The 23,081-nt window shown below is 42.6% G+C and carries 20 protein-coding genes and 1 tRNA gene; 10 read left to right on the top strand and 11 right to left on the bottom strand.

Annotated elements, in window-relative coordinates; genetic code table 11:
* Positions 1-49 precede the first annotated feature (49 nt).
* Positions 50-1,624 carry a lysine--tRNA ligase gene (lysS, locus tag SPIGRAPES_RS12300; RefSeq protein ID WP_014271069.1) on the bottom strand — a complete coding sequence of 525 codons (1,575 nt, stop codon included), beginning with the start codon at positions 1,622-1,624 and terminating at the stop codon, positions 50-52.
* Positions 1,625-1,714: 90 nt separating this feature from the next.
* On the opposite strand from lysS, the gene SPIGRAPES_RS12295 reads away from it, so the two are divergent.
* Complete coding sequence (locus tag SPIGRAPES_RS12295) at positions 1,715-2,380, top strand: septal ring lytic transglycosylase RlpA family protein (RefSeq protein WP_014271068.1); 666 nt, start codon at positions 1,715-1,717, stop codon at positions 2,378-2,380.
* A 6-nt stretch (positions 2,381-2,386) separates the two neighbouring features.
* Here the strand turns inward: SPIGRAPES_RS12295 and SPIGRAPES_RS17600 are convergent, their stop codons facing one another.
* Positions 2,387-2,560: an SEC-C metal-binding domain-containing protein gene (locus tag SPIGRAPES_RS17600; protein WP_081468801.1), complete on the bottom strand. Its 174-nt coding sequence runs from the start codon at positions 2,558-2,560 to the stop codon at positions 2,387-2,389.
* A 213-nt stretch (positions 2,561-2,773) separates the two neighbouring features.
* Here SPIGRAPES_RS17600 and SPIGRAPES_RS12285 point away from each other — a divergent pair, with 213 nt between their 5' ends.
* Positions 2,774-3,376 (top strand): hypothetical protein, encoded by a 603-nt coding sequence (locus tag SPIGRAPES_RS12285; RefSeq protein ID WP_014271067.1) that lies wholly within the window; start codon positions 2,774-2,776, stop codon positions 3,374-3,376.
* 79 nt (positions 3,377-3,455) lie between these two features.
* Positions 3,456-4,202: a tetratricopeptide repeat protein gene (locus SPIGRAPES_RS12280; protein WP_014271066.1), complete on the top strand. Its 747-nt coding sequence runs from the start codon at positions 3,456-3,458 to the stop codon at positions 4,200-4,202.
* A gap of 92 nt (positions 4,203-4,294) precedes the next feature.
* On the opposite strand, the gene SPIGRAPES_RS12275 is transcribed toward SPIGRAPES_RS12280, so the two are convergent.
* Positions 4,295-5,479, bottom strand: coding sequence for a BamA/TamA family outer membrane protein (locus SPIGRAPES_RS12275; RefSeq protein ID WP_014271065.1), 1,185 nt, complete (start codon positions 5,477-5,479; stop codon positions 4,295-4,297).
* A gap of 150 nt (positions 5,480-5,629) precedes the next feature.
* Here SPIGRAPES_RS12275 and SPIGRAPES_RS12270 point away from each other — a divergent pair.
* Positions 5,630-5,703, top strand: a tRNA-Ile gene (locus SPIGRAPES_RS12270).
* Between the two features lie 294 nt (positions 5,704-5,997).
* On the opposite strand, the gene SPIGRAPES_RS12265 is transcribed toward SPIGRAPES_RS12270, so the two are convergent.
* The 6 genes from SPIGRAPES_RS12265 to SPIGRAPES_RS12240 are packed head-to-tail and all read right to left on the bottom strand — an operon-like array spanning position 5,998 to position 11,725.
* Positions 5,998-6,678 carry a hypothetical protein gene (locus SPIGRAPES_RS12265; RefSeq protein ID WP_014271064.1) on the bottom strand — a complete coding sequence of 227 codons (681 nt, stop codon included), beginning with the start codon at positions 6,676-6,678 and terminating at the stop codon, positions 5,998-6,000.
* Entirely contained in the window at positions 6,671-7,678 is a 1,008-nt protein-coding gene (locus SPIGRAPES_RS12260) for a ParB/RepB/Spo0J family partition protein (RefSeq protein WP_014271063.1), read from the bottom strand. Before SPIGRAPES_RS12260 ends, SPIGRAPES_RS12265 begins: the two co-directional genes overlap by 8 nt.
* On the bottom strand, positions 7,679-9,157 hold the full coding sequence (locus SPIGRAPES_RS12255) for a DEAD/DEAH box helicase (protein ID WP_014271062.1): 1,479 nt from the start codon (positions 9,155-9,157) through the stop codon (positions 7,679-7,681).
* The gene (locus SPIGRAPES_RS12250) at positions 9,154-9,567 is read right to left on the bottom strand and encodes a hypothetical protein (protein WP_014271061.1); all 414 of its coding nucleotides are present in this window, start codon (positions 9,565-9,567) and stop codon (positions 9,154-9,156) included. Before SPIGRAPES_RS12250 ends, SPIGRAPES_RS12255 begins: the two co-directional genes overlap by 4 nt.
* Positions 9,567-10,562, bottom strand: coding sequence for a ParB/RepB/Spo0J family partition protein (locus SPIGRAPES_RS12245; RefSeq protein WP_014271060.1), 996 nt, complete (start codon positions 10,560-10,562; stop codon positions 9,567-9,569). Before SPIGRAPES_RS12245 ends, SPIGRAPES_RS12250 begins: the two co-directional genes overlap by 1 nt.
* Positions 10,563-10,573: 11 nt before the next feature.
* Positions 10,574-11,725 carry a radical SAM protein gene (locus tag SPIGRAPES_RS12240; protein WP_014271059.1) on the bottom strand — a complete coding sequence of 384 codons (1,152 nt, stop codon included), beginning with the start codon at positions 11,723-11,725 and terminating at the stop codon, positions 10,574-10,576.
* A 576-nt stretch (positions 11,726-12,301) separates the two neighbouring features.
* On the opposite strand from SPIGRAPES_RS12240, the gene SPIGRAPES_RS12235 reads away from it, so the two are divergent.
* The 4 genes from SPIGRAPES_RS12235 (at position 12,302) to istB (ending at position 17,277) form a co-directional block, all read left to right on the top strand.
* Positions 12,302-12,826 carry a helix-turn-helix domain-containing protein gene (locus SPIGRAPES_RS12235; RefSeq protein ID WP_014271057.1) on the top strand — a complete coding sequence of 175 codons (525 nt, stop codon included), beginning with the start codon at positions 12,302-12,304 and terminating at the stop codon, positions 12,824-12,826.
* A gap of 436 nt (positions 12,827-13,262) precedes the next feature.
* A complete protein-coding gene (locus SPIGRAPES_RS12230) occupies positions 13,263-14,819 on the top strand; it encodes an IS3 family transposase (RefSeq protein ID WP_014271054.1) in 1,557 nt (518 codons plus the stop codon).
* Positions 14,820-14,977: 158 nt separating this feature from the next.
* Positions 14,978-16,474: an IS21 family transposase gene (gene istA / locus SPIGRAPES_RS12225; protein WP_014271056.1), complete on the top strand. Its 1,497-nt coding sequence runs from the start codon at positions 14,978-14,980 to the stop codon at positions 16,472-16,474.
* Positions 16,471-17,277 carry an IS21-like element helper ATPase IstB gene (istB, locus tag SPIGRAPES_RS12220; RefSeq protein ID WP_014271055.1) on the top strand — a complete coding sequence of 269 codons (807 nt, stop codon included), beginning with the start codon at positions 16,471-16,473 and terminating at the stop codon, positions 17,275-17,277. The genes istA and istB overlap by 4 nt, the downstream gene beginning before the upstream one ends.
* A gap of 90 nt (positions 17,278-17,367) precedes the next feature.
* On the opposite strand, the gene SPIGRAPES_RS12215 is transcribed toward istB, so the two are convergent.
* Positions 17,368-18,924: an IS3 family transposase gene (locus SPIGRAPES_RS12215; RefSeq protein ID WP_014271054.1), complete on the bottom strand. Its 1,557-nt coding sequence runs from the start codon at positions 18,922-18,924 to the stop codon at positions 17,368-17,370.
* 27 nt (positions 18,925-18,951) lie between these two features.
* Here SPIGRAPES_RS12215 and SPIGRAPES_RS17055 point away from each other — a divergent pair, with 27 nt between their 5' ends.
* Positions 18,952-19,113, top strand: coding sequence for a hypothetical protein (locus tag SPIGRAPES_RS17055; protein ID WP_014271053.1), 162 nt, complete (start codon positions 18,952-18,954; stop codon positions 19,111-19,113).
* 352 nt (positions 19,114-19,465) lie between these two features.
* On the opposite strand, the gene SPIGRAPES_RS12205 is transcribed toward SPIGRAPES_RS17055, so the two are convergent.
* Positions 19,466-20,083, bottom strand: a complete 618-nt coding sequence (locus tag SPIGRAPES_RS12205) for a hypothetical protein (protein WP_155816737.1) — start codon at positions 20,081-20,083, stop codon at positions 19,466-19,468.
* Between the two features lie 1,434 nt (positions 20,084-21,517).
* Here SPIGRAPES_RS12205 and SPIGRAPES_RS12195 point away from each other — a divergent pair.
* Entirely contained in the window at positions 21,518-22,852 is a 1,335-nt protein-coding gene (locus tag SPIGRAPES_RS12195) for a metallophosphoesterase (RefSeq protein ID WP_014271051.1), read from the top strand.
* Positions 22,853-23,081: the final 229 nt, after the last annotated feature.

The following is a 23,081-nucleotide window of genomic DNA, read 5'->3' as shown; positions in this document are numbered from 1 at the left end:
AAATCAGGGAGGGCAAATGCCCTCCCCCTTTTCAACGAAACCCGATAGTCTAGTATCTTGCAAGAATGGGCAAGACCTTGTCTTTCCCGCAAGCTTGGATAAAAGGAGCCAGCTTTGGTCCTTTTTCTTTGCCGATAAGCACCTGGTAGACAGCAGTGAAGAAGTCTGAGGTTTCCACCCCATTGTCTGTGGCAGCAGCGTAAAGCATGGTCACAAAAGCCTTCTCGTCGAGCGTGTCCATCTGGGAAACCACGGTGGACAGAGCCTGGACAGCCTTCAGCAGATTACCGCTAAGGGATACTTTCTCATCTTCCAAAGAGGCCAGCTTGAACTTGAATTCCTCGGGAGCGAACTGTGTGATCCAGTTCCAGGCACAGGCACAACGGGTACGAAGTCTCTCTTCCTGGCTCTTGGTCATGGAATCGAGGGTGGACAGTACTTCGTCGATATTGCCACCATGAATCTGAAGCAGGTTGCACAGATGGCGGAAAGGAATCTGGTAACAGGCCTCAGTGGGAATTTCCCCGACCTGGCTCAGTTCATAGACTCTCTGTTCCTTGGCCTTGCGCTTCTCGTTTACAGGAAGCAGACCGAAATAGATTCGTTCGCAGTTGTCATAGTCCTCATAGATTTTCAAGACATCGAGATCGAAGGAAATGGAGAACTCAGTATTGGGTCTGGTCCCTGCAAACATGTACCGTGTAATTTCCGGGGTATAGACTTCCAGTACATCATAGAGAGAGACAACCTCTCCGCTGGAAGAGGAAATCTTCCCTCCCCTTCCCTTGATGCTGATAAAGTCATACTGGAAGGAAACCGGTGGTTCAGCACCGAATACGGTGACAATCTTCTTGGAGGTGTCAAACGAACCGCCTTCACTGTGGTGGTCTTTGCCAGCGGGTTCGAAGTCAACGCCTTCACGGGCCCAACGCATCGGCCAGTCAATTCTCCAAGGGAGTTTTGCATAGCTGGTTGTCCTCAGATCGAGGGTTTCGGTCTTGCCGTTCTCGTCATCGCGGTAGGTTACCCCCCACTCTCCGTCCCAGCCGAGGATCGTGGTGTTGTCTTTGTCCGTGAACGAGGAGAACACGGAGATAGGCCACCAGTCAGAACCAAGGGGCTCTGTGCGGTATTCGTCAAGGATTGCCTTGATCTCGTCCTTTTTCTCAAGGGCAGTGCGCATACCTTCTGCATAGAGGCTGCTGCGGTAACGCTCGGCTTGGTAGAGGAACTCTGGCTCGACCCCGACAGTCGGGAGAATTTTCTCTACATCAAGTTCATTAGCCCGGGCGTAATTCTCTGCACGGCCGGTGGTGTCAGGGACCAAGGTAATGGGCTTGCGCAGATAGGTTGCCAGCAATTCAGGCTGGGGCATGTTCTTGGGTACTTTCCTGAAAACGTCATAATCATCCCAGCTGTAGATGAACCGTACGTTTTTGCCTTTGGCCCGCAAGGCTTTCACCACCAGGTCGACGGAGATGATTTCCCTGAAGTTCCCGATATGTACAGTGCCAGAAGGGGTGATGCCGGAAGCGCATGTGTAGCACTCCTTTTCGCCCTTCTCCCGAATGATCTTGTCGGCGTATATATCCGCCCAATGTGTAGATACGTTCTGTTCGCTCATAGCCCGAGATTATAGTGAAACTTACCCATGAGTTCAACTGCCCACAACTCCATATTGCCAAAACAAAAGGAGAGAGCGTATACTCATAGCATGAAAAGAGCCATCATCTTTGCCATTAGCCTTTTGTTACTGCTTCCCCTTTTTGCAGAGGAAGCCAAGGTTGCCAAGACAGAACCGGGAACCGTCATCGAGACAGGGATAGCTTCCTGGTACACAAGCGACAAGTCAGAAAGCCTTACGGCAAACGGGGATATCTTCAATTCCGATTCGCTATCGGCTGCCCACAAGAGCCTTAAATTCGGAACGGTTGTGCGAGTAACGAACCTGGACAATGGCAAGAGTGTCGATGTACGGGTGAATGACCGCGGCCCATTTGTGGACGGAAGGATCATTGACCTTACCCCTGAGGCTGCCAAACAGATCGATATGGTAAAAAGTGGAATTGCAAAGGTTTCCCTTACCCTGATCTTCGAACCCGAGGTCCCGGAATCGAAATACAACCGTGCCGGTGACACCGGCTGGTACCAGATACAGGTCGGTTCCTACAGCTCGGTACTCACTGCCTACAGCCAGTATGACAGATTGCTCAATGCTGGGCTCAGGCCCTTTGCCGAGATTACGGAGACCAATACCGTACGGCTTACCGTGCGATGGATTCCTGCCTACCAGTTGAACAAGACGGTGTTGGCCCTCTCTGCTTTGGGTTTCGAGGAAAAGGATATCCTTAAAAAGAGCGAAGCGAACCCCTATAAATAAGAGAGATCATGCGTTCCCCATACAGCATTCCTTATATTTCTTTCCGTTTCCACAGGGACAGGGATCTGGATTTTTGCGTTCTGTTTTCCGCGAAAAGAGGTTTAGGGGGCCCGATGCAGGTCTTGCATTGCATCTTGCAAGTAGGGAATTTGGTTTTGAAGGCAGCAAGCAATGCTGCATCAAAGTCTTTGTCAGCGAGCTCCCCTTCTTCCACTTTGGCTAGGTTATGAAAAAGGTGACTACCGAGGATTCTGCAACCGAAAATCCAAGGAGAAAAAAGCATTTGTTGCCGTAGCATAATCTAAAAAAAGGGGGTCTGCCAGTTACTTGCAAACAGCGACAGCATGGACGACAATATAGGTACAACGGACCACGTAAAAGGAGAGCAATGCGATGAAGATTCCAAAGACTCCCAGAGGTTTGAAAAACCAGATTAACAGGATCAGGGCCAAGCTCAGTGACTTTGAGATGGAACATGGGTCGATCGATGACAGCAGCGGCGACCGCTATTATCTCTTCTATTTGTATTTTATCCTGAATGACAACCAGAGTTCCGCCGAATATATACGATGGTATGAAAAGAAATTTCCCAATGATATGGGGGAACCCTTTCAGTTGCTTTGCTGGACATTGATAGTCCATAGGATGGGATTGGAACCGGACAGGCTTTTAGCAAGGACCATGCTTTCCAATATACATCTGATCCCCCGGCTTTTAGGGCAACCAACGTCCACTGCCCGTGATGAATGGCATGCGATTACCTTTGAGGAAAGCGAATATCTCGATTCCGCCCCTGAGGAAGTCATTGCTGCGATTACCGAGGAAGACCGTCTGTGGATTGGCGAGAAATACAAATCAGAACCATTTCAAAAAGTGTTGCAAAGATATATTGAAATTGAGACTCAACTGAAGACCACCCCTGTAGGGGAAGAAAGGTCTAAGCTGGTTAAGGAATCGTATCAACTGACTGACAGTTTCAAAGCTGTGAAGCTCTAAGCCAGAGGCAAGGATTAAGAGCTTTTAAGAGAATTCCAGGTAATCGGAACACGAAAAGAAAAGGAATGAAGGGCTTACCATGCAAAAAGACTATCTTGTCATCAAGTTGCTGGACTCCGGCTTTCGCTCAAGGGAACTTGATAGCGGACAGGTTGTGTCTATAAAAACCAAGGTACGCTGGGATTTGGAACGAGAGACCTGGGCAGTTGTCGAACTTGACACCATTACGGTGGAAGTCGCCAAAGAATGGAAATTCGGTATAACCAAGTACGTATCAGGGGAAATTGTCAACCATGTTTTCCGTACGGAAAATCTGGCAGTGCCTCCTTTGGAATTCGAGATTTTGCCCGGCAACGAATGCGAGTTCAAGGATTATACGGGGTTTGGTTTCTATGGCGAAAATTCCGACCCGGTATTTGAGTCAACTGAGTTGGATACCTTTGCTGAACGGTATGCACTTTTGACGAAGCTGTGGGAGGATTACCCCCAGTGCATCGATGCCTTGAATCATATCGGTTCCCTGTACCTGGGAAATCGAAAAATGTTCTGGAATGCACGAAACTGCTATGAGGCAGCCGTGTTCATAGCCGAACAGGCGCTACCAAAAGACAGCAAAATGGTCTTCCCTTGGCTCTATCTGAATAACCGTCCGTATCTGCGCGCTTTGCATGGATTATGCCTTGTCTATTGGAAAATGGGTAATTTCAAAGATGCCGAAAAGGTCTGCGAAAAACTACTCAGTGTTTGTCCGATGGACAATCTGGGGGCTCGTTTCCTGCTTGGTGAGATCAAGGCAAAGAAAGAATGGCGTGAAGAAGCCAGATAAAAAGGAAACGGCGCAAAGAACTAAAACTATATCAAGAAAGAGGAGGTTGCCTAAACAAACGGCTACCTCCTCATTTTTTAGAGACCTACTTATCAGAAATCCAAAAAGAAGGTTACAGAGCCGACTACGCGGTTTCCATACCACATATAGTTGTTGTTGGTAAAAAGATAGGCAACCTGGTACCCGAGGTCCATAAAATCAAAGAGGGAGACAGTGCCTTGCACCCCTGTGCTAGCCAAGAAGTTGGTTTCAAAAAGGGAGGTATTGAAGTAGTTGCCTGCACCAAAACCAACGTCGAAAAATAGGGTTACCCGGGGAAAGAGTCCATCGGAAATGGGTTCAGGCCCGCTGATGCGAAGATCGAAATTGTTGACGACGGAAAACTGGGTGTTGAACGTCCAATTGGAGTAGCCTCTTACTTTGCGGCCAAGGGAAACGGTTTCCTGCTCATACAGGGGAACTGCATTCCCATTGGTCCAGTTGATATTGAATCGGTCCAAGGCTACAAGGGAGAACATGTTGATGTCTTTCTCATCTTTAAGGCTATAAAGGGTTATTGCCGCTATTGTATTGGATGTAAAACTATAAAAGGAAGCTGTCCCTGCAAGGAGGCTATTCAAAAAGGAGGGACCTATCCTTAAGGAGAAGTCACTTTCAAAGCCGTCTTGGGCGACCATCTGGTCGTCCATCATGTCCAGTTTGATACCGGCAAAGAGGGTTGTGCTGAGCATTGCATCACCGTTGGCTCCAAAATCCGGATAATAGGCATTGTCGGAAGGAGAAACCCCGTAGGAGGTAAACCAATCGGCAATCGAGGAAACGGTGTAGGTAGTAGTTCCATTCTGGCGGTCTTTTCCGACTACCATGGAGTCTTTGTAGATTTCAAAGCTCCCTTCAAATCCTGCATAGGCGGTCCAAAGGTCTTTATCTGGTACTGAAGATTGCAGGAAGCCTTGGGAAAATCGGACAAGCGAATTGGTATGGAACAAATCGTAAATCAAGGGGTTTTCGGTTATGAATGAGCCATCGACAGGGTTTTGCCAGATTTTCCGCTGGCTGTAGCCTACCCCTACAAGCAATTGCAATTCTGTCCGGTTGCCCTCGATAAGCGAGATGCCATCATAGCCAGCTCCCATTATTGTGTAGGTAGGCAGTAACCCTCCCAGAATTTCAGGGTGTTGGGACACATCGCCAAAGACATACCTCCAATCGGAAGCAAAGGACAAGCTTGAGATGCCAAGCAAGAGGACTAGAAAGATAGTCAGTTTCTTTCGCATGGAAAATCTCCTACAGTATGGATAGAATAATACCATGCCAAAACATGCAGGACAATGCAATCAGAAAACACCTAAGAGGTTTTTTCATCAACAGGGCCCTATCCGCTTTACATTCTTGGCAAAATCTTTTAGATTAAGTACGGTTTTCTCGGGCCTATAGCTCAGTTGGTTAGAGCATCGGACTCATAATCCGTGGGTCGAAGGTTCAAGTCCTTCTGGGCCCAAAAATCAGAACTCCTTGCTAGATGCGGGGAGTTCTTCTTGTTTTATAGACTCACCTCTTTCTCAGTGTGGCACGAGATGGAACATAGGAAGTTCTTTTGGTCAATGTATGCCAAATCGGGTTAGTAAACAAATCTCTTGTTCAACCAAGTGAAGTCTTAGTGTGAATTCTGCCAACAATCCTATGTGGATGATTTTTAAAAAATTCCCCAAATGACTACCTGTTCTTTAAATAGCCTAAGCAAAAACGTCATCACATCAAATGATTGTTTTCTAATCTGTTAGTTTTTAAATCATCATTTTTGGAATGATAATGCTTCAAAGAATCCTTCAGTATCAGCATGAGTTGCAATATATCTAATTACAGTTTTTACATTACTAGATCTCCTTTCAGCCGTCGACTGACAAAGAAAATCCACTTCTGAAAAATAGCTTGCTTGTCCGGCAGTATGAATCCTTCGAATAATTTTTTTTATTAGGTTGTTTCTAAGGCAAATTCTAGAGATGAACTTTTCACTTATATCTATGGGTAAATCATTGACACAAGCACCAATACAAGTCAAAAAATATACATTGCTCATAGAATGAAGAAGCCCTAACTGACATGCTGTTTTTGCATGATTTTCACCGTATTTTGTGTAGGCACCATCCTTTCTTTGTTTGCCATCATTTTCAAGCATCTTCCCGATCTCAATACATGAATATCCTTCATCTCCAGCGTTTTTAATTACTTTACAGATATTACAAGTAGCATCTTCAAAACTACTAAACTGAAAAACATCATCATAAGTCAAATATGAAACATCATTATAGCCATTAATGATATCAAGAAAGTCTAAGAATGGATAATTCGAGATTCTGTCTATGTAAGAGATCACTTCATCTTCTGGTAACTTGTAGTTTCTATATAACATTTTACCATTTAAACTTTTCTCGTATGTACCACTAAAAAAAAGCAATAGTTCAGAATTACTCATTTTCTATCTCTTTCTGTACATCTTTAAGTCGACTAATAATTTTTTTGATGCAAAACACAATGTCATCCTTCTTTGCACTAGAAACAATACTCTGCTTCAACGACGGTTCAATGATATAATTCCTAAAAGATGTGACCTTTTCAAATACTTTATCGAAACTTCCAGCGTTTTGTAGTTCAGAGTAAGCTAAATATACATCTTTATCACCATTAGCTACCTCCTGAAAAATTTTTTTTCCTTTTTTAGTCTTTAATGACGCTATCTTTCCTATTTTTCTTATATCAGCAGCAGCTTCAATTTGCCCAGTCTTAATCTGAGCCACAATAACTTTTTCATAAGTTGGATTAATATCTATTGCTTTTTGAATACTTTTGTTCTTTAAAAGTTCTTCGTAATAGCTCCATCTTGATTGCACAAGGTCATCTATAGTAATCATATATTCAAAAACTCGAATATAGTTCTTTGCTTGTGATTCTGCAATACCCAATTCTCTCGCAATATCTGAGATAGGAATCTTTGTATTTTTTTTTCTCCTATATAAATATCCTGCTTGTTCATAGGGACTCCAATCTTTTCTACCAACAATGTGGTATTGTCCAAGCAAAGTAAAGATTGCAGCTTCATCAATATCAGCGGGAAGAACTGTACATTTTACTTTTCCCCACTTCACTGGGTCTGTCTTGCATAGAAGGCGATAAGCAGCTAGACGACTATTTCCTTCCAATACGACAAAGTCTCTCTCCCGTACTATAAGTGGGTCAATTAGTCCTCCGTTTTCTTTAATCGACAAACGCAATTGTTTCACACTCTCCATATCACACATATGTTTTTCTATTTCTTCTTGAGTAGGCACAGAATCATCAATATTTCGGAGAGAACTATATACTCTTGGGTTATCAACATAGAAAGCTAGGTCAGATTGCCTAAGGTCACAGTTTTTTACTTCATATTCTCTTTTCCCAATCATCATTTTCCCCAATAAAAAATCATCAATATCCATTTACTCCACCTCCTGGCTTAATATTTCTTTGATTAAATCCCCATAAGAATAATCCATAGCCTCACAATATTTTACTAATTGATAATCACCTTGAGCCAAAAACGCCGCATTCTGTTTGGCCTGTAATAAAACAGAAACCCATTCATCAATACTGTTTCTTACCATTAGATTGTAAATGTTGCAGTCTTTAACTTGTGAAATGCGATGAATACGGTCTTGAGCTTGAAGATAATCATCCAAATTAAACCCTCGATCATAAAATATTACATTGTTAGCTACAGTTAATGTTAGTCCTTCTTTCGCTGATTGTGGCGTAGCAAATAAAATCTTACATTTTGGGTCTTCTAAAAATCTTTCTACAGACTTGTTTCTGTCTTCGATAGACAATTTTCCATGAATCCTGGCAGGTTGATATTCATTAAAAAATTGCCAAAAGTAATTTATATTCTCTATATAACAACTCCACACTATTGCTTTTTCTGACCGATTTAATATTTCTCCAAGAATCTTTTTAAGTTCAACTTCTTTAGCAGAATCATAACCATAATAATCATCTATCAACCTAGGATTTGATGATACTTGAAGAAGTCGTATTAGTCTTTTAAGAGACGCTTCATTGTCATCTAGCAACGTCTCGTTTTCTTTTTGAACCAGAATAGAAAGTTCATTCTGAATTTCCTTATACATATGCAATTGAGTAGGTTCAAAATTGCAGTAGATATCATGATATATCTTTTTAGGTAATTGAATTATTCCACTACTCTTTGTTTCACGAACAGTAAACGATGAGATTTTCGAATAGATTTCAGAAACACACTGTTCAAATTCTTCTCGTTTCTCAATATTCTCAATGAAATCGTTTCTTAGATTAGTATGTTGTTTAAATTCTGGAAAATTGTTACCTAAGCTTTTTCCTGAATCCAGAAAGAAAATCTGAGACCATATATCGTATGGTCTATTTGCGACAGGGGTTCCTGTCATAATAGTTCTGATCGTGAAAAGATTTGATAACGCAAAAAAATCTTTAGTTAGCTTTGAATCTGGATTCTTAATTTTTGTAGATTCATCAATAACCAAAGCGACACTCCTTGTTTTTAGATAAAGACGAAGCCGTTCCTTTTCAGAAGAAATAGTCTCGAAGTTTGTCAAAACTACCCTTGCAGTACTATTCAAAATAAAATAATTATTTCTTTTATCAGAATCCAAGACTTTTGCAGAAATAAAAGTATGACTATGGAATTCTTTTTGCCAATTAGACACAAGTTGTTTTTTTGTTACAATAAGAACTGTATCGATTGAACGCTTTTCTAGCCAATACAGTATCAAATCAATTGCTATCTTGGTTTTCCCTAGTCCCTGCTCGTGAAATATTGCAGAATAATCTAAGTCTTTTATTGCATCAAATGCTTCTTTTTGGTAAGGAAAAGCCTTTCTTTTGGTTTCAAAGTTGATCGAATGGGAAAAATTAATATTACTCATATTTCTTCCGCTCCACCAAGCTCGGTAATAACAAAAACAGGAATTTTTCTTATATACCTTTGCTTAATTCGACGCATAACATTTTTAATAGTATTCTTCATAAACCATGGAACTGAAAGAATAACAATCGATTTCCCTTCAAAATTTATGGCATCTAAATAGTAATTCTCGTATTGGGATAGACTGTGTCGCCTCTCTACATCATCTTCTGTTTTTGCTTCGCCAATAATCAGTACTTCTTGATTCTTATAGATTATGTCTGGAGTAAAATTTCCGGATGTACGTGGTGGCTTTTCTCTGCAACTTGGTTTATCCACTAATATTAACGAACCCATTTCTTTTGGAATCAGGGTTTCCACAAAGGAAAATAATATATCAACATACTTCATATGTTCTGAAGATTCAGCCATTATTCTTCCTCTGATCCCTCATCAAGGATAAATTCAATACTTTGACTCAATAGCAAAAGTGCAGCACGTTTTTCTTCTCCTTTATCTGATTGAAGATATTTTGCTTCCTTGTAACAAATCTTATCCAATTTTGCAGTCAAAGCTTGACAGAGACTAAAATAATCAATACTTGAAAGGTCAATCGCTGTAATCGGAAGATTTACTCTTTTATACGCCTCAGAGATATTTGTTCGTAAAAACTCAGCTTTAGCATCTTTATCCTTAAGGATAGTTGGGAGCAGTCTTACATTTTGAGCAGTATCAATATTTCTATTTAAGACCCAGGTTGAAAAATCTATCTTTGTAAAGTTATTTAGCCTTAAAGCATCTATTATTCCTTTGTTTTGAAGTTCAGAAAATTTTGAAAAGTCTTTGTAATCAAGGTCAAATTCCAGCTCCTTTGTTTTTGTTACATAATATCGTTGCATATCTTGATATGCAGCAACCAACTTGAGAATTTCTGTCTTTTTCCCCCCACAATAGGAAATTATTGCATTGAGAGGCAAACGCTTATCATTCATAAGATAATCCAAATACTTAGCTTTTGAATATGGATCCCAATCTCTCGGCCCCACTAGATGAGTTTGTAATCGGATTGAGTGTATTTCTTCCTCGGTCATGTTTTCATAAACAATAGCGCGAATAGTTCTCCATGGCCCACTTGGGTTAGTGACAAGAAAATCCTTATAAATCTGAAGCCTTGTGTTTCCTTCTATAACAATATATTTATCATCTTCGTTATGATTCACAAGGATGGGATTGATGACTCCTCCGTTTGCTCTAATTGACTCGCGAAGAGCCAGAAAAGCCCCATCACTCGCAGCACCATTTAAAGCTAGTGCAATCCCTTCTGAAGTAATCTCAGAATAGTTTTCCAAATACATCTTGATACGTGGGTTTGTAATATCCAACTCTACTTCATTGATACTAAGTTCCATGTAATTTGATTTAGCCATTTTCTATTCCTCTAGTCTTCAAAACGTTGATTGAAATACTGTTTTGCTATTGCTGGATATTCCTTCTCAAACTCAATCATTGACATCATGGTAGCGCAAACTTTTCCAGGTGTTTTACACAAAGCTTGATTTGCGTCACAAAACTGCCGGAAACTCATTTTTTTTATAATACTTGGCTGGTTTGCCCATCTAGCAATAGCAATATACATTCCTCTAAACCTTGATTGTTTCCAAGGAGAATAATTTTTATCTTGGTAGCGCATTATGTAAGGCAAACATTTATACTTCATTAACAAAGAAATGCGTTTGAACGCATTTTCTATATCTTGACCATCGGTACTCTCAAAACCAACTAGAACATAAAATTTTATACTTTCTTTCTCTCTGGCGTATTTTCTGATTAGTTGTAACTTTGAATGGATTAATTCATAGTCTGCAATGTTATCAAAAGCAAATGTATAGTCACCGTCGTAGTTTGCAGAAAAGAGTAATTTACATTTTTCTTCGGTAAGTAGTCTTTCATCAAGACCCTGCTTAAACTTAAAAGGTTTTCCAGTGTCCGTTAGTTCTTCAAGCATTGGCCGCCAACTAGGACATCCTAAAAAATTGTCGTCAAGAAGACAGATTTTCTTTTCCTCTCCTGAATAAAATTCAGACAAAGGGCTATGAGCAAATACATGGTCATACTTCTGATTAACACAAAACTTGCATTTTCTAAAACATCCTCTGGTAAGAAACCCTATTGCATAACCTTGATATTCTTTAAACTGTTGCATGTACGATGACATGCTTAGACTTTTACCAAGTTGCTCATATTCCAACTTTACATTGTTAATTTCATTGTTAATCCAATCATCATATAAATGATAATCAGGCATATGATGCTCAATCTCCTCAGGAAGGTTCGGTGCTCTATCAAAATAGAATCCTGTCCCCCCAATATGCACTACCTGAGAATCACATATACTATCAGGAACAATTGTATCAGTGAAAACCTTTGATATAAACACTTCTTCAAATTCATTCACATCGTTATAGTTCAATAATAAGGAAACCTCAGCGCCCTTTTCTTTCCAATAAGCTGATATCTTCTCGCAGGCAAGGTTTGGAAACCTGTGTTTTTTCCTTCCAACAAGGTCTGCGTCAACAATTCCAATTCGCATAAATCAATATATTCCCTTATTTAAGTAATATATCACAATTTTATCACCAATGGCTAGGATTTTATTTGCATTAGCGAATTATTGCAGCAAACTATAAAAATATTGATAAATAAAATCATAAACAAAACCTAACTTCTAAAATTCATCTCTGGAAAAAGTGAAATTTTGCTATTACCTATCTCTATGAAATCATATTCCCACAAGCTTTTACGCTATTAATTATACAGTTTTTCAAGAATAATATATTATTAATAAGATTATCGTTACTTTTGGACCAAGAGTCGAAATGAGTTTAAAACCCGACCCTTTGGACTTCTCTCAAGGGAATATTGACCGATGGCTCAGTCCAGTGGAACCGATGAAATCGGTGGGTTATCTTCTCCTGTCGGGCTTGATAAAAAAAGCCTACTGCAGATTATTTTTAGTTTTGAGGTTGCTTTTGTAGAAAAGCAAGGCTTCCAATTAAGCATCAGTTCTGTATAGTATCGCGACTCCGCGTATAAATTGCAAAATCTTAGAATTGAAGCAACTTGATGACTTTTGCATCTCTTAAAATAAACAATTTTGGAGATGTCTATGAACTATCGAAAAGCACTTGATTTTATTATCAATGAAAAGCAAATTTCTATTTCTGTTCTTGCAAAACAACTTGAAGTAAACAAAAGGTGGATAGAAATAATCCTAAAAAATGACGAATGGAATCCTTGTTTGAAAACAATCCTCAAAATTTCAGATTTAACAGCAACCGATACCGCAATATTCCTTAGATATGCTGGAGACACTTTTCAAGGGGCAATTGGAAATCATACAATTTATCCTGAAGATATTTCTGATACGCTAAGGTATTATAGATTTAAAAAAGAATTATCAGAGAATCAATTAGCACAAATTACTGGTTTTCAAATTAGCTCAATAAGTTTTCGAGAAAGCAATCGTTATTGTAATCTTCCTACTCTTTCAACGCTTGAAAACTACTGCAAAGCTTATAATATTAGTATTGGAGAGTTTATTAATACCGCAACTAATATAAATCATCAAATATTACATTTTAATTCCATGTGTCGTACTCTTAAACTAAACCGGTCATTATCTTTGAGATAATATACACTGCCGAATTGACCCTTTATTTATAGTTGATATAATTCCCGACCAAGCATACGAAAATATTGTTATTTGATGCGGTCTCGGGAAGACCCTTGAGGTGAGGGACTTTGAATTATGATTAAACAGCATGACCTTCCTTGAATCCATCGATTATTTCCCTCACCTAGAGATCCGCCGACCAACATAGGCATGTGCGCAGTATGATAATTTTCTCGAAATGAAAAACTTCCCTGACATTCACTGAGGTCTTATAGCCTGAAGTCCCTCCTTTTTATATCTAGGAAGGCATTGGGAAACCGAAGGCTTCATAAAGCTTCTTCTGCTTGGTTGTCATCTCGCCTGTCGTCGCCCTCTTTCCAGGGTTGCTTTTGATATTCTAGAACTCCCCCGTTGGAGGTGAAGACATTTTCTTGGACTCTTTAAGGAGAAGGGAATGTATTCATATGAAGAGAGGAAGAAAGCCGTTGAACTTTACATAAAGTTTGATAAGAGTGCTTGTGCCGTTGTAAGGGAGCTAGGGTATCCAGATACCAAGATGCTCAAGGCATGGCACCGGGAGTATCTTGAGAAAGGAGATCTGCACAAAAAGAATCGATTGGGATATACATCGGAGCAAAGAGCTGCAGCCGTGCAATACTATCTGGAACATGGTAGAAGCCTTGCTCGTACGGTTAGGGCTCTTGGGTATCCTTGCCGCCCGCTTCTTGGGGAATGGGTCCATGAGGACCTTCCCTCTGACTGCCATCCTTTGAAAAGGGGTAAGTCTGTTGTAGAATACACGGACAAGCAAAAGATGGACGCTGTCGTATCCGTGGCATCAGGAGAAAAAACTGCAAAACAGCTCCAAGAAGAGATTGGGGTAACCCGTAGCGCGGTCTATCAGTGGAAACGTCAATTGCTTGGGGAGGTAAGCAACCCCGAGATGAGAAAAAAATCCCAGAAAGAATCCGAGAAGGCTTCATCAGAACAGGAGATTCAGCTGAGGGCTGAATGCGACGAGCTGAAAGATGAACGGGACAGACTGCAGGAACAGGTACAGAAGCTCCAGATGGAGAAGGAAATACTTGAGAAGGCGGCGGAAATACTAAAAAAAGATGAGGGCATCGGTATCGATACACTCTCCAACAGGGAGAAAGCCATGATTATCGATGCCCTTACAGGCAGGTACACCATAAGTCAGCTGCTGCCCTCCCTGCATATGGCGAAAAGCAGTTACTTCTACCAAATCCAAGCCATGAAGAAAGATAAGTATGAGCTTGTCAGGAAAGACCTGAGGAATGTGTTCTCTGAGAATCGGCAGTGTTACGGCTATCGCCGGCTGCATGCAGTCATGACATCCAATGGAAGCACCATTTCAGAGAAGGTGATTCTTCGTCTCATGCATGAGGAAAACCTTGTCGTTCCTTCCGTGAAGAGGAAGAGGTACAGCTCATACAAGGGTGAGCTCAGCCCTGAGGTCGAGAACATCATCAAGCGTGACTTCCATGCCGAGAACCCCAATGAGAAATGGCTGAGCGACATCACGGAATTCAGCATTCCCGCCGGCAAAGTATATCTTTCTCCAATGGTTGATTGTTTTGATGGCTACGTCACCTCCTGGACCCGTGGCACGAGCCCCAATGCTGAGATGGTGAACTCGATGCTGGATGAGGCTGTGGGCACACTGAAAGCTGGAGAGCACCCATTGGTCCATACCGATCGGGGGAGTCATTACCGTTGGCCCGGCTGGATTGAGAGAATGAATCGTGCCGGGTTGGTTCGGTCGATGTCGAAGAAAGGCTGCTCACCCGACAATTCGGCATGCGAGGGCTTTTTCGGCCGATTGAAGAATGAGATGTTCCATTCCCGCTCATGGTTTGGGGAATCAATCGAAGAGTTTTGTGCACTGCTTGATGATTACATCTATTGGTACAACGAGAAACGAATCAAAATGTCTTTGGGAGCGAGGAGCCCCCTTGAGTATCGCAGGAGTCTTGGATTAGCATCATAGAAAAGTCCAACTTTTTGTCCGCACCCCCGTTTGATCATAGGAATTCCCCAGTTTGATCAAACGGAAAAAGGGACACTTGCAACAAGAAGTCCCAGAATCTAATCTTCCCAAGTCTCGACCAAAAGGCTTAGGGAGGATTCATAGGAGTTATGTTAAAAATGTCCCAGATACAGATGATACAGGACATGGACCGTCAGGGGAATACCATCAGTGCCATAGCGGAAGCTACAGGACACGATCGGAAGACGGTCAGGAAAATCCTGGACAAAACGGATTTCAATCAGGAAATGCCAACAAAGAAGGGATGTCCTGGAGGTTTGCTGGAGCCTTACATCCAACAGATTGACGAGTTGATTGACGAACAAAAGAAACTCAACCGCAAGCAGCGTTTCACGGCTACGCGCATGTGGGAATTCCTTTTCGTGGACTGCTGCCATGTGGAATTGGAGCATGCCTACCATACCATCAGAAGATACATGAAAGCCAAGCACCAGCAAGAGTTGCGAAGCAACCATGAGAAAGGCGCGCTCAAGCTTGTCTGGCATCCTGGGGAGGCCCAGTGTGACTTCGGGGAAGCCCATTTCTTAATCGAGGGAAAGCTGGAAAAACTCTACTTCCTGGTGCTCTCCTTCCCCTTCAGCAACAGGGTCTTCTGCCAGCTTTTCAAAGGGGAAACTGCAGAATGTGTCTGCGAGGGTCTGCTGGCAATCTTCAATTACATAGGGGGAATCCCTGTTCTCATTATCTTCGATAACGCCACCGGCGTAGGCCGGAGGATCGGGGATAAGGTACGGCAATGCCAAATGTTTGCCAGGTTCCAGCTCCATCATCGCTTCCAGGTCAGGTTTTGCAATCCACAGAGCGGAAATGAGAAGGGAAACGTGGAAGCCGCCGTGAAATACGTTCGTTCCCACCTGTTCGTCCCTACTGTATGCATCCCGGCTGGCGGAATTGTCCGTTTCAATGCCTACCCATTGATGGAAAAGAGCGGAAACCTGAGGATGGAGGTGGAACACTACCAGAAGGGGGAACTGGTCAAGAATCTTTTCGAGACGGACAGGAAGGCCTTGCTGCCATTGCCCCACACCCCCTTCGTGGTGGTCAGGTATGACACCTTTACCACCGACAGCTACGGAATGGTGAAAACCAATTCGGCGACACACAGCTATCTCTTGGGACCCAGATATGCAAACCGCACGATACTTTGTGGCTTTGGGGCCTGGGACATCAAGTTCTACACTCCCGAGGGTGGATTCATCCATGAATACCCAAGGCAGTTCGGCGGTTCCACCACAGAAAGCGTTGACATGCTCATCAGTCTTGACGCATTGAAATACAAGCCCAATGCCTGGATGAACAGTCAAGTCCGGGAAGCAATGGAACCTGGGGCCTTCAGGAACTATATGGACCATGCAGATGCAAATGCAAGGAAACGCGGGTTGTACCTTTTGAACGAGACGGCACAGGAATTCGGTTTCAATGTCGCCGCCCTTGCAATGGACAACACCTGGCATGGTGAAAGGGAAAACTCAGCGGCTGATGTAAAAACCTATGCAAGGAGGCTTGTCTCGTTCCCGATCGGTATGTCCTCCAATACTACCGGTGTAAGCCTTGAGCCCTTCAATGCATTGATGGCCCAAGGAGGCAACAGATGAGCAGACCTCCAAAAGACAGCTCCAAACCCTCCCAGGCAGCGTGGAAAGCACAGATTGAATTGTTGCTGAGCTCTCACCTCCGTAAGTTTTATGTATCCAAAGAGGGGGTTAACCGTATTCTGGATACCGGGACAAAAGGACAGTTGAAATGGTTGGAGGAGACGTTATCCGAGGAGCTTTACCATAGGCAGGATGTAAGCAAGGCAAGGCTGGTGAAACAGGCGGGTTTCCCCATCCCCAAAGACATCCGAGACTATGATTTCACCCATGTAAGGTTCCCCAAATTACTACCTAGGGAGGATTTGCTCTCCCTGAGGTTCATACCAGAAAAGAAGACCTTGGTTTTCTTTGGTGCCTGCGGAACCGGCAAAACTATGCTTGCAACCTGCCTGGGCATTGATGCATGCATGCAAGGCTATAAGGTGAAGTTTACAACAGTTTCCCAAATGGTGCTGAGGCTGGTTGAAGCCAAGCAGGAGGACCGGCTGGAACGGTACCTGAACGATTTGAAGAAACTGGACTGCCTCATCCTGGATGAATGGGGCTATGTTCCCATCGACCTGGAAGGCTCCAGGATGCTGTTTCAGGTGATTGCCGATTCCTATGAGCATAAAAGCCTCATCATCACAACAAACCTGCCTTTCAAGGATTGGGGGCAGGTAGTCACTGATGAACAGCTTGCAGCAGCAATCATTGACCGGGTGGTTCATTATGGCCACTTGATAGATACAGGGACGAAGGATTGGAGGTTGGAGCATTCCTTGATGAAAGATCAGGTAACGGAGGTAAGAAGGACAAATTAGAGAATACCCTGGATACGGATTCTGGGGAATTTGATCAAACTGGGGAATTCCTCAGCGTAAAGGGGGGTGCGGACAAAAAGTTGGACTTTTCTATGATGCTAATCCAAGACTCCTGCGATACTCAAGGGGGCTCCTCGCTCCCAAAGACATTTTGATTCGTTTCTCGTTGTACCAATAGATGTAATCATCAAGCAGTGCACAAAACTCTTCGATTGATTCCCCAAACCATGAGCGGGAATGGAACATCTCATTCTTCAATCGGCCGAAAAAGCCCTCGCATGCCGAATTGTCGGGTGAGCAGCCTTTCTTCGACATCGACCGAACCAACCCGGCACGATTCATTCTCTCAATCCAGCCGGGCCAACGGTAATGACTCCCCCGATCGGTATGGACCAATGGGTGCTCTCCAGCTTTCAGTGTGCCCACAGCCTCATCCAGCATCGAGTTCACCATCTCAGCATTGGGGCTCGTGCCACGGGTCCAGGAGGTGACGTAGCCATCAAAACAATCAACCATTGGAGAAAGATATACTTTGCCGGCGGGAATGCTGAATTCCGTGATGTCGCTCAGCCATTTCTCATTGGGGTTCTCGGCATGGAAGTCACGCTTGATGATGTTCTCGACCTCAGGGCTGAGCTCACCCTTGTATGAGCTGTACCTCTTCCTCTTCACGGAAGGAACGACAAGGTTTTCCTCATGCATGAGACGAAGAATCACCTTCTCTGAAATGGTGCTTCCATTGGATGTCATGACTGCATGCAGCCGGCGATAGCCGTAACACTGCCGATTCTCAGAGAACACATTCCTCAGGTCTTTCCTGACAAGCTCATACTTATCTTTCTTCATGGCTTGGATTTGGTAGAAGTAACTGCTTTTCGCCATATGCAGGGAGGGCAGCAGCTGACTTATGGTGTACCTGCCTGTAAGGGCATCGATAATCATGGCTTTCTCCCTGTTGGAGAGTGTATCGATACCGATGCCCTCATCTTTTTTTAGTATTTCCGCCGCCTTCTCAAGTATTTCCTTCTCCATCTGGAGCTTCTGTACCTGTTCCTGCAGTCTGTCCCGTTCATCTTTCAGCTCGTCGCATTCAGCCCTCAGCTGAATCTCCTGTTCTGATGAAGCCTTCTCGGATTCTTTCTGGGATTTTTTTCTCATCTCGGGGTTGCTTACCTCCCCAAGCAATTGACGTTTCCACTGATAGACCGCGCTACGGGTTACCCCAATCTCTTCTTGGAGCTGTTTTGCAGTTTTTTCTCCTGATGCCACGGATACGACAGCGTCCATCTTTTGCTTGTCCGTGTATTCTACAACAGACTTACCCCTTTTCAAAGGATGGCAGTCAGAGGGAAGGTCCTCATGGACCCATTCCCCAAGAAGCGGGCGGCAAGGATACCCAAGAGCCCTAACCGTACGAGCAAGGCTTCTACCATGTTCCAGATAGTATTGCACGGCTGCAGCTCTTTGCTCCGATGTATATCCCAATCGATTCTTTTTGTGCAGATCTCCTTTCTCAAGATACTCCCGGTGCCATGCCTTGAGCATCTTGGTATCTGGATACCCTAGCTCCCTTACAACGGCACAAGCACTCTTATCAAACTTTATGTAAAGTTCAACGGCTTTCTTCCTCTCTTCATATGAATACATTCCCTTCTCCTTAAAGAGTCCAAGAAAATGTCTTCACCTCCAAGTGGGGAATTCTACTTGATTAAAAGCACCAGGGTACTGGAAACGTTCGATGATATCGAGCTCGTCCAGCAACCCCTGCATCGTGTAATTCCTGAACAGGTCGTTGTCTTCCATGGCCTTCTTTATGTAGGAATGGTAGCTGAGTGAACCATGGCAAGAATGAAGAAGATGGGTTGCCTGGATGCAAAGATTTCTAAGGCTGAAATTAAAAAATTCCCTTGATATTCACAAAATGTATTTTTGATGTAAAAGCCGAGTATGAGGAAGCAACCGAACCCAGAACCTCAAGAGGTCTACTTGAAGAAAAGAAAAGTCTCAATGTGGAACAATTGCTTCAGGATATAGATAAAAGCGGAAAATCATTTGACAAAATCATGCACTTGATCAAGCTCTGCAAGAGAGATTTCATGATATTTTCCAGTTTGAGTCATATTTTTTCAGGAAGTTCAGGATAATATATTCAACCAAAAAAACCTTCTAATAAGTTGATAATTTGAAATCACTTTACAGTCACATGGGATATTTCAATATTGGTCTTTTCAATCAGTTCAAATCTGTTTTGCATAAGATGATTGTCATAATAGGATATGGAGAAAGACTCCCCACTGTATTTATAATAAATTTCCTCATCAACTCTTGCTATGCCAGCGTATATAGACTTTGCATCACTTATAGTTATTTTGTCTGGACTTCCATCTGAATTATTAGAAATTGTCATAACTCTGAACGGGACTTCATTGTAAGTCTGATATGATTGATTTTCAATTGTTCCTGCAGAGGATATATGGCTTTTGTCAAAAACAAATATGTCATTTTCGATAGGATTTCTTCTGTAACTCAGAGGGCTATATCTAAAGGGAACATTATCAACATACTTTGTTGTAGTTAGCTGTGGTTCATCTCCATTAAAGCTAAATTCTATTGAAGCAACTTTTTTATTATTTCTATCATATTGTATTCTTCTGAGTAAATTCCAATCTGAATCATAAATATAAACAAAGTAGTGCGATACTTCCATCTTGCTTTCAGTATATGGATCTTTAAACAAATTAAAACCTTTATAAGAGTTGATCTCTTTTACGATGTGTAACTGGCCATGCAATCCATAATAATCCATTTTATTTTGTCCTATAATGCAGATAATCAGAACAATAGCAATTAAAGGTATCAGGATGAAAGAAAAAAAGTTAATGATTCCTCTTTGGCACAAACTTATAAAGCATAATTTTATTTCACTTTTATATATGTATCCGATTAGGATGATCGCTATTAATCCGACATATATGAATATAGCAAGCTTTAGACTGCCGGTAATAATAAAAAGTGGTAATATTAGAAATATAAATGCAATTATCAAAATAGGTGATGCAAACCAAAAAGTTATTAAACCTAACAAAAGAGACTTCTTACTCATATAATGTTACTCTCTTCAATTCAATGCGTATGACTATAAACCCAATCTACAATTTCATTTAAGATAATCAATTTCCTGTACTCATGCTTATTCTCGCTGATGAGGACAGGGAATACTGGAAATCGAGGACAATGTTCTTGAAACAAACGGACAATACTTATCCAATGAGAAACTATATCACAACAGAAGACATCTGTCTGTCGCTAGAATGAAGAAAATCAGGTTCAAGCTATGACCTTCACGAGGGTTTCCTTGCCTCGAAATGAAGGGCCATTCAATTAGATTAGGTGGTAATTATGTATCTTAACTTCCCAAGGTTTTCCCACTCAATTTAAAAAGAGAGCAGTTTTTCACTTTATTGAGCCTTCTTTCAAGAACCTTATGACAGCATCATAGGACACTTTTTTAGAAAGCGTCCAATAAATCCTTGGCAACAAGTTCATCTTTCCTTGCCATTGTTATCGATTCTGGGAGAACTTCCACATTTGTAAGCGGACTATAAATCGCCATTTGATTTCATAACAAAAACATCTAACCTCATTCATGGAGGTGAAAGATGTATTATCGGTTCCGGGAAGGACTTCCACATTTTCCAGAGAAACTGCTGAAATAGTGCATTCAGGGCCTTATCTGAAGGAGTGAGGTACCGAGTAGGAAATCCATAGAACCCATAACCATTTTCGCCCTGTTTGTCTTTGTAATTTGGATGCAATACGAAAAGCCTCCTCTGGAGGGAATGCATTGTACAGTAGTCCAATCTCATGCGTGTTGAGATAGCCCATTACCAAACGGACAACCTCGTCGGGATAATACTCATTAACAAGCCTCTTGATCTTGCGGGCCCAGTCTTTCTTTATCCTATGTTCTTTTGCATCAACAAATCATCGGTATCAAGTACAAATATCACATTTGCCACAGGATGTTCAGATGGCCCTGAACAGGGACTTCACACCCAAGAAAGTAGAAAAACGACACTAATAAGAAAAAAATCAATGCCCAGGGAAATACAGGATATAATGCAAATAAAATTACGGGGATTCACAGAGGAGTACAAGGATATCCATGATACTTCTCACTGAGGCTGAGTCACATAAAAGATTGATGGGTACCACACCATCAGTCTGTAGGAGGAAATCCATGGTAAAACGTATACTTTCTTACTTTGCCGTAGCTTTATTGGTCATGACCTTCGTTGGATGCACGTCCTTGTCAAAACAGGAGACTGTAGCATCGGATGGTGTACAACCGCTCTGGGTTGCGGGAGACACTCGAGACAAAATCATCGTGCTCAGCGACCTTCACACTGGCTTTGAAGATACCTATGCTGAGATTCTGGAGAATCGACCATATCTCATCGAATTCATGCAACGCGTCGCTATGACTTCGGATGTCCGGGAAGTTGTACTCAACGGTGACATCTTTGATGAATGGTTCCTACCGCTCTCGTTTGTCGAAACCGACAGAGGCGAATTCTACCGGAAGAACATCGAAAACAACAAGGATTTGGTCGACGCATTCAATGAAGTTATGGATGCAGGCATCGAACTGGTATATGTCGTGGGTAACCATGACATGTCAGTCAATGTACAATACATCGAAGAGGCGATCCCTGGCATGAAAGTCTGTTCGCAACACCTCGGAGTCGGATTGTACCGAACCGGAGATTGCAACGAGATTGTTATCGAGCATGGACACCGGTATGATGTATTTTCAGCTCCGGACACCATATCCAATGCACATCTCACCAACAGCCCTACCATGTTTCCTCCAGGATACTTCTATGCTCGTTTCGCGGCAGACTGGGTACTTAAGGGAAAACCTGAATACAAGGCCGATCTCCCGGTGATCAAGACTGTTCCAGACCATGTAAACGACCCTGACCAATTCGGAGCCTATGCTTACTATCGGACCATGGAAAAAGTGTTCAAAAACATTACCCCGACCGATGGATTTGGGAACAAGCTTTTGGATATGCGCATCGATGGTTACAACGATACCTATTCGATCCAGGATTTGTATCCGGTACGCAACGAACAGGGAGAAATTTCTGCTCCCGTGCTCTTTCCGAACTATCAACGGACTTGGAAAGAACGTCAGAAGGCCAATGGGGTGAACGTGCATTCCAGCTTCGCGGTTGCATCCTTGGGGGCACTTGACAGCACCTATTTCGAAAGCCAGGCACGAGCGCAGTTTGATGTTGACAACCCCCAAAGCGATACCAGCGTCGTGCTCTTCGGACACACCCACGTCCCAGTTTTCTACGACTATGACAATGGCCACTATTATGTGAATACCGGTACGTGGATTGACCACAACACCAATTACAAGGAGAAGGATGGCAGCCTCCTCAGCAGGACGTTCGCAGTAGTGACCACCGGGCCTTCTTCCACTGCGGTTGATATCTATCAATACCAGGTGGACGGCAGTTTGCGCGATCTCAAGACCCAATTGCTCGCTGACCATGAGAAATAGTCGATATTCAAATCGAACTGCTACCCTCATCGGGCAGGGCATATATCCGTGATATGCAATGCAGGATGTCTGTAGAGAGAAGCATGTAGATGCCATCCTGTCTACGCCGGAGGAAGAACCTCGGTGATTGCGCTCGCTCTTTCCGGGAAGGATGCCAAGCAATAGCACATACCTCGGGAATGAAGATTCCCGAGGATGATCACAATCATAAAGGGAGAAGCACCGCCAC

The organism is Sphaerochaeta pleomorpha str. Grapes, from assembly GCF_000236685.1.
GTDB lineage: Bacteria > Spirochaetota > Spirochaetia > Sphaerochaetales > Sphaerochaetaceae > Sphaerochaeta > Sphaerochaeta pleomorpha.
This window is presented reverse-complemented; position numbering and strand designations above follow the sequence as displayed.

Coding starts and splice junctions, on each gene's coding strand:
- SPIGRAPES_RS12265 (WP_014271064.1), bottom strand. CDS start 6,678: ATGAGTAATTCTGAACTATTGCTTTTTTTTAGTGGTACATACGAGAAA.
- SPIGRAPES_RS12245 (WP_014271060.1), bottom strand. CDS start 10,562: ATGGCTAAATCAAATTACATGGAACTTAGTATCAATGAAGTAGAGTTG.
- SPIGRAPES_RS12275 (WP_014271065.1), bottom strand. CDS start 5,479: ATGCGAAAGAAACTGACTATCTTTCTAGTCCTCTTGCTTGGCATCTCA.
- SPIGRAPES_RS12285 (WP_014271067.1), top strand. CDS start 2,774: ATGAAGATTCCAAAGACTCCCAGAGGTTTGAAAAACCAGATTAACAGG.
- SPIGRAPES_RS12235 (WP_014271057.1), top strand. CDS start 12,302: ATGAACTATCGAAAAGCACTTGATTTTATTATCAATGAAAAGCAAATT.
- lysS (WP_014271069.1), bottom strand. CDS start 1,624: ATGAGCGAACAGAACGTATCTACACATTGGGCGGATATATACGCCGAC.
- SPIGRAPES_RS17055 (WP_014271053.1), top strand. CDS start 18,952: ATGTCTTCACCTCCAAGTGGGGAATTCTACTTGATTAAAAGCACCAGG.
- SPIGRAPES_RS12250 (WP_014271061.1), bottom strand. CDS start 9,567: ATGGCTGAATCTTCAGAACATATGAAGTATGTTGATATATTATTTTCC.
- SPIGRAPES_RS12280 (WP_014271066.1), top strand. CDS start 3,456: ATGCAAAAAGACTATCTTGTCATCAAGTTGCTGGACTCCGGCTTTCGC.
- SPIGRAPES_RS17600 (WP_081468801.1), bottom strand. CDS start 2,560: ATGCAGCATTGCTTGCTGCCTTCAAAACCAAATTCCCTACTTGCAAGA.
- istB (WP_014271055.1), top strand. CDS start 16,471: ATGAGCAGACCTCCAAAAGACAGCTCCAAACCCTCCCAGGCAGCGTGG.
- SPIGRAPES_RS12205 (WP_155816737.1), bottom strand. CDS start 20,083: ATGGATTATTATGGATTGCATGGCCAGTTACACATCGTAAAAGAGATC.
- SPIGRAPES_RS12230 (WP_014271054.1), top strand. CDS start 13,263: ATGTATTCATATGAAGAGAGGAAGAAAGCCGTTGAACTTTACATAAAG.
- SPIGRAPES_RS12215 (WP_014271054.1), bottom strand. CDS start 18,924: ATGTATTCATATGAAGAGAGGAAGAAAGCCGTTGAACTTTACATAAAG.
- SPIGRAPES_RS12240 (WP_014271059.1), bottom strand. CDS start 11,725: ATGCGAATTGGAATTGTTGACGCAGACCTTGTTGGAAGGAAAAAACAC.
- SPIGRAPES_RS12195 (WP_014271051.1), top strand. CDS start 21,518: ATGGTAAAACGTATACTTTCTTACTTTGCCGTAGCTTTATTGGTCATG.
- SPIGRAPES_RS12260 (WP_014271063.1), bottom strand. CDS start 7,678: ATGGATATTGATGATTTTTTATTGGGGAAAATGATGATTGGGAAAAGA.
- istA (WP_014271056.1), top strand. CDS start 14,978: ATGTCCCAGATACAGATGATACAGGACATGGACCGTCAGGGGAATACC.
- SPIGRAPES_RS12255 (WP_014271062.1), bottom strand. CDS start 9,157: ATGAGTAATATTAATTTTTCCCATTCGATCAACTTTGAAACCAAAAGA.
- SPIGRAPES_RS12295 (WP_014271068.1), top strand. CDS start 1,715: ATGAAAAGAGCCATCATCTTTGCCATTAGCCTTTTGTTACTGCTTCCC.